The sequence below is a fragment of the Neptunicoccus cionae genome, from assembly GCF_014643735.1.
In the GTDB taxonomy this organism is placed as follows: Bacteria; Pseudomonadota; Alphaproteobacteria; order Rhodobacterales; family Rhodobacteraceae; genus Amylibacter; species Amylibacter cionae.
The window spans coordinates 1-5,881 of record NZ_BMKA01000016.1; the positions used below are offsets into that span (position 1 = coordinate 1).

Below are 5,881 nucleotides of genomic sequence, written 5' to 3' on the forward strand. Positions count from 1 at the left end.
CCGAAGCTTCCTGGGTGCCCATCATCGCAAAATCCTCCCCCATCCTACAATAACAAGTGAATCAAAGGACTTGCTGCAAAGCAACAAAGACTTTTTCAACAAAATAGGCTCGTAGCGGCCTTACGCACCGGCAGAAATACCGCATTTAAAGCGCGTCTGAGAACGGCCATTCAACCCGATGCTATGTTCTGGTCGTCAGCGCTGTGCTGACGTCTGGGCATGGAGGGAGGATTGGAGGGCATATTATGCCAAGAGTGCAACTTCCAGCAGTGACCCCGAAGCGCAAAGCATGGAACAAAGGTCGGATCATCGGTCAGAAACGACCGTTGCTTGCCAAACAAGTATGGGCCATCCGCGCAAGGCTCGAACTTGCAGGTGTTCTTCGTGATCTGGCGCTGTTTAACGTTGCGATTGATAGCAAGCTGCGTGGCTGCGATCTGGTCAAACTCAGCGTGATCGATTTGGTCAAAGATGATCGATAGCACCGTGCGCTATTTAGGCGTTGAACTGGAAGATGCGTTAAGCATCGCTGAACGAATCGACATCTGAACGAAGTTGGCGGACGGTCCTGCCGTTCGCCAATTTAGAACATACGTAGGATCATGTTGCGGCGAAAACGAAGAGCGAGCCCATTTTGCCGAATGCTGCGTTTGCTTCAAATGGCCGTTATGGGAAAGTTCCGAAAATCGCTTTCAGCCTATCAGGCTTGATTTGGGCCTTTGCCAACCCTCGGGTGCGCGCGGGTTCCGTCTGACATTCCGAGGCAAAGAATGATTTCGTCTGCGCGCGGTGCGTCAGGCACCCACAAGGTCATCGTGTCTATATGATCAAAGGACCATGCCTCGTCTTTGTGCCCAAGTGGGAGATCGATACTACCGCCCAATGCCCCAACTTTGTGGTTTGATGGCATTAAGGATTTGCCACCTCCGACAGCGGCGCGCACAGGCTTACCAAGCTTAGGGTGCAACATTGCGGCCCCGTGTTCCATCGTGCCTGAAGAGCCGACAAGTGCGGCCTTACCGTAGCAAACTGGTGGCCCCTCAAGCATTTTGACAAGCTCCGCCGCCAAAGATTGTCCAAGCTTGGCACCAACGTCGAATAATTGCGAAAGGTCATCTTGATCAAGCCCGGCAAAGGGGTTTCGAACAATAGCCATAGCAGCGGCGCGCGTGATCGGGTGGCACGGCTTGCCCATTTCGTCGGCAACAATGATTTCCTTGGTGAAAACTGTTTTTCGAACATCCATGATCAAGCTTCCTTCTTCAAACTTAGGTGTTGGGTTTCTTTGAAAGACTCGAACATGAGTGAGAGCGGCACAACCGAGGCGAACAAAGCGATGGCAAGCAATATAGGGCCCTGAGCGTTTCCTGTTGCATCTCGTATTGCGCCAGCAACAGGAGGTATGACCAACATGATCGCGTAATATACCGTAAAGAATATGCCCATGCCAAAGGCTCGAACCTGAGGACGCAGGGCTTGTCCGGCCAATGCCACGATCACGCCCGCCGGAGCCATGCCAAGCAAGCCAAACAACAAACTTGCGCTTAGGCCGGCACCTGGCCTGCTCAACAGCAATAGCGCTACAATCGCGCCGCCCATGCAGACAGTCAAAACAACATTCCGGCCCCCAACACGATCCACGATCTGCCCGCAAACTGCACCAGATACGACCATGATCCAGCTGCCGATGCTGATCATGCCAGCGGCTGCGATGGCCGTTTGACCAAGGTCTTCCAAAACCTTTGGTCCAAACGAAAGATAGGTGACATAAGCCGCGTTGAACACGCCCCAGGCAACGGCAGCACACAGGGTCAATCGCCATTCTTGGCGCGTCAAACGTGCCGCTGACCCGTCTTTCAGGGGTGGCAAATCATGGGGTGCTCTGTAGAATGCGAAAACCGCCAATGCAGCGATCAGGCAATACACAGCGGCGGCCTGAAACGGGACTTGCCAGCCGTAGGTCACAGCAAGCCACGCGTGCCCGACCTGACCCATCGCAATGCCAAAGGGCCAGCTCATGACAAGAATGCTCATTGCCGTTGCAATTTCGCGCCCTTCAAACCAGTCGGCGACCATTTTGGTGAAATAGAGCGTGGTGAACAAAAAACCGGCCCCCGCAAAGATGCGGCCGAGCCCAACTGTCCAGCTTTCCACAGCCTGTGATGACACGAGCCCCCCCAAAGCCAGCGCACCCAAACCAAAAACAACCATAATGCGATCTGAGACGAAGCGTCCCCAGTATCCAGCAGGGAGAGCCAAAACGAGACCCGGTGCCATGAAAAGGCCGATCAGAAAACCGATCCCAGTGTAGTCGAGGCCGAATGCGACAACCAAGTCGTCACCTACTGAAGCCACAGTCTGGAACTGAAACCCAAGCCCGATGCGGGCCAGAAACAACAGCCCAAGAATACGCCAACGCATTACGCCCAGCCAAGTCCGCGAAGAGCATGCACATCGTTCCAAACCTTGGTCATGTGTTTGATCTTGTCTCCGTCAAATTTCATGACGTACGCGTAATCTGAAATGACGGCTTTGCCCGTTGGTGAAACGGGACCACCTTCGCCGGTCTGTGTGCCGTGAAATTCGGCCGCCGCGACAACTGTGCCGCGCGCTTTGTCCACAGCGAAGGCCGTTAGCTTGTAGCGACCATCCGGAATTGGCGTCAAAAGCCCCTTCATCCAGTCTGCATAGGCCGCCAGCTTTGTGATGTCGGTCAAGGCATCTGCCTGGCACGAAAAGGTGGCTTCAGGATGAAACCATTGCTGGCAAACCTCCGCGCCTTTTCCGGTTTCGCAAGCTTCAAAAAATGCGGTCGCTGTCTTGGCAATAGTCATCTCTGTTTCTCCTTGTTGAAATAATGTGTCGCCCAAATTCTGCCGCGGCACAGGTCGTTGCTATAATTTCAGCGTAGCTCTCAGCGACAGCCATTGGTATCGTCCAGATGTATCAGTTGATGTGGTAGGAATGTGGTATCGCGACTATGTTCTGGGGAATACAGCGAAGAAGGCGATGATGGAGCAAGCGAAAGAGGCGCTCAGCGACCGAGAGCATGAGGTTGCGACGGCCTATGTGGACGGACAGAATTACAAAGAGATCGCACGTACGCTTGGGATCGCCCCTTCGACCGTGCGGACCCATCTTCGGACGGTTTACCGAAAGCTGGGTGTAACTTCCCGCACAGAATTAACCCAGACCCTCGATGCACAGACAGGCGCCACATCGCCAACGCAGCGCAATGATGCGGATTTGATCGCCGAGCTTTCGCTGGAGCTAGACGAGGCTGTGCGGCGTGAACGTATTCTGGCGCGGGTCCTGCGGATCATAAGTCAGCAAGGTCACAGCCTTGATGCCGTAATCGGTGCCGTGTTGGATCACGCACTGGAGATTTGCGAGGCGGAGTTCGGTATATTGTTCGAATATCACGGCGATCTGCGTTTCCGCGCCAAACAATCGCGCAACATCACACCCATATTTGGCGGATGGTTAGAAGAACAGGGCATTTTTGCCGCCGACCCCGAAACTGGTCTGGGTCGCGTGGCAACAAGGCTAACGACGGTCAATATCACCGATGTGCGCGGCGAGAATATCTATCAAGAAGGCGCGCCCTTACGGATTGCCACCGCGGATTTGGGACAGGCGCGATCTTTTGTGGCCATTCCGATCATGTGGGGTGACAAATTGCTGGGCGCTTTCACGGTTTACCGGACGCGGTTACATCCCTTTGATGACCGCACGCTCGAACTTGCGCAGCTGTTTGCGGATCAAGCCGCCATCGCAATTGAAAATGCGCGCAGCCAACCGGGCGGCAAACTGCATATCGAAAACAGTGACATACCCAGCGCATCAGACAGTATTAGTGAGCTGCCTCTCCTTGCCATCTTACCCTTTCGGGCCATCGATGAGGACGATGCGACGGCGCCCGCGATTGGGCGAAGACTGGCATCGTCCATATCTATGGAGTTGGCCAGCAGCCCGCTCTTTCGCATCATTGATCCGGCGTCGAGTTTTTCATCCAAGGTTGCACACATGACCCCGATGCAAACCGCCGAACTGCTGGGCGCTCGGCTTATCGTTTCGGGTTCGATCCGTGGCCTTCCCGATGGCGGATACCGAATTGCACCGACCTTACACGAGGCGGGACGCCCTGCACCGATATGGAACGAGCTGTTCACCTCGCCCGACAGCAATACCAACGCTCTGTTCGAAAGCTTGCTCACCCGCCTTTGCGCCGCCATAGGGACTGGCGTTGAACGACAGCTCTTGGACGCCGCAAAAGCCCGTAGATCGAAGAGCCAATCCGCAATGGATCATTTTCTCGAAGGGTTAGAGCTGCATCATCTGCATGGCTCCGGAGGCTTTCTAATGGCCCGCCAGCACTTTGAGACCGCACTCGATCTAGATACGGATTTCGCGCGCGCCCGCGCAGCACTGGCAATCACATTTGTTCGAGAATGGTTTTGGAACAGCGACCGTTTGGACCTTCTCGACATCGCCGAAAAACATGCCCGAACGGCAGTGGTTCTCGCGCCTCAGGACCCTTGGTCGCAGACAGTTTGGGGCGTGGTGGCACTCTATAATCGACAGCATGACATAGCCGCGGCCAGCTTTGACAGGGCTATGGAAGCAGCCCCATATGATTCATATGTTGTCTCCCGCGCGGCATTGGGCAAATTCTACTCAGGAGACTTTGAAGCTGCGATCGAACTCTTCCAACGCGCGATCAAGCTTGACCCGCTTCATGCCGACCGTCAAAGAGGGATGCTCGGTCATGCCTATTTTCACACGGGCCAACATGATTTAGCGATTGCAAACCTCAAGGTAATTGAGAAACCACTCGCTTGGGAATTGGTATGGCTCGCCTGCTGTCAAGCAATCATTGGCGATGCGGAACACTACACAACCGTTGAAAGGTACCGTGCCAGCGTTCAAATCTCCTCAGTGCGGTACGAGGCTCGCGCGAGACCATTTAAAGATGACGCGGATATGAGAAAATTGGAAGCTGCGATGCAGAATGCCGGGATCATATGAGACTGACCGTGGATTGCTGACCCAAGAGTCTGGCAGCCAAAGTAATTTGGACCATCCAAGCAGTTCGAGATTCCATTCACATCTCAATGAGGCTTCACGGCTGCAAATTGTTAACCGACATTCGCTTCAGTTCTTAGCGGGATTCCAGCAGGAGGTGCTATTCACAGCAAATCCTGGGATCGAAAGCGGCCGTAGGCGCGACTGCAGCGAAAGCCCGCTTGGTCCGCAACTTTCGTGCCCGGGCACCGTGCGGCGAAAGTGCGATCTCGATTCGGGCGAAAATGATGCTTGCGAATGGCCGGTCTGGCGACATCTGCTGCAATGCAGTGTATATTCTGCCGCAACTACAAACAAATGCTGCGTCAGCAACATTGTAAAATGTCAACGTCCGGAATGTCCGCATCTTGTAAATTCGACACCTGATCGATGCCGCGACATCCACGAATGGCCGGTTGAACCGCTGCGCGGCAGCACGAACTTTTTCGCTCATGCAGCATTTTTCACGCTGCGAGCGCACGCAGCACAAAATCACAATGGCCGACTCGGGCTCTCACCCGGCTTTCGCTGCACCCTACACGAAAGGCCGCTTTCGGGAAATCTCCAAACTTTGCAAAGCTCGCTATCTGCGCACAGCCGACCTCGGCGTCCAGCGCAGCATGGGGGCTTCGGTCTGCAACGGCTTGAATGGCCGCTTTCACCGATCTGCAGAAAGGTGTGTGCAGGTGCGGCTAAGGTCCGGTTTCCGCCCATTTTGTTGAAAAAGTCTTTGTTGCTTTGCAGCAAGTCCTTTGATTCACTTGTTATTGTAGGATGGGGGAGGATTTTGCGATGATGGGCACCCAGGAAGCTTCGG

General features: G+C 54.5%; 4 protein-coding genes and 1 pseudogene. 2 read left to right on the forward strand and 3 right to left on the reverse strand.

The window, feature by feature from the left end; all coding sequences use genetic code 11:
- Positions 1–245 precede the first annotated feature (245 nt).
- Positions 246–470: pseudogene (locus IEX10_RS19785) on the forward strand (integrase); the annotation flags it as partial.
- Between the two features lie 230 nt (positions 471–700).
- Here the strand turns inward: IEX10_RS19785 and IEX10_RS19790 are convergent.
- The 3 genes from IEX10_RS19790 to IEX10_RS19800 are packed head-to-tail and all read right to left on the reverse strand — an operon-like array spanning position 701 to position 2,870.
- Positions 701–1,246 (reverse strand): amino acid synthesis family protein, encoded by a 546-nt coding sequence (locus IEX10_RS19790; RefSeq protein WP_188679025.1) that lies wholly within the window; start codon positions 1,244–1,246, stop codon positions 701–703.
- A 2-nt stretch (positions 1,247–1,248) separates the two neighbouring features.
- Positions 1,249–2,421 (reverse strand): MFS transporter, encoded by a 1,173-nt coding sequence (locus IEX10_RS19795; RefSeq protein ID WP_188679027.1) that lies wholly within the window; start codon positions 2,419–2,421, stop codon positions 1,249–1,251.
- The gene (locus tag IEX10_RS19800) at positions 2,421–2,870 is read right to left on the reverse strand and encodes a nuclear transport factor 2 family protein (protein ID WP_308420721.1); all 450 of its coding nucleotides are present in this window, start codon (positions 2,868–2,870) and stop codon (positions 2,421–2,423) included. Before IEX10_RS19800 ends, IEX10_RS19795 begins: the two co-directional genes overlap by 1 nt.
- A 94-nt stretch (positions 2,871–2,964) precedes the next feature.
- Here IEX10_RS19800 and IEX10_RS19805 point away from each other — a divergent pair, with 94 nt between their 5' ends.
- The gene (locus IEX10_RS19805; RefSeq protein WP_229678660.1) at positions 2,965–5,028 is read left to right on the forward strand and encodes a LuxR C-terminal-related transcriptional regulator; all 2,064 of its coding nucleotides are present in this window, start codon (positions 2,965–2,967) and stop codon (positions 5,026–5,028) included.
- Positions 5,029–5,881 lie beyond the last annotated feature (853 nt).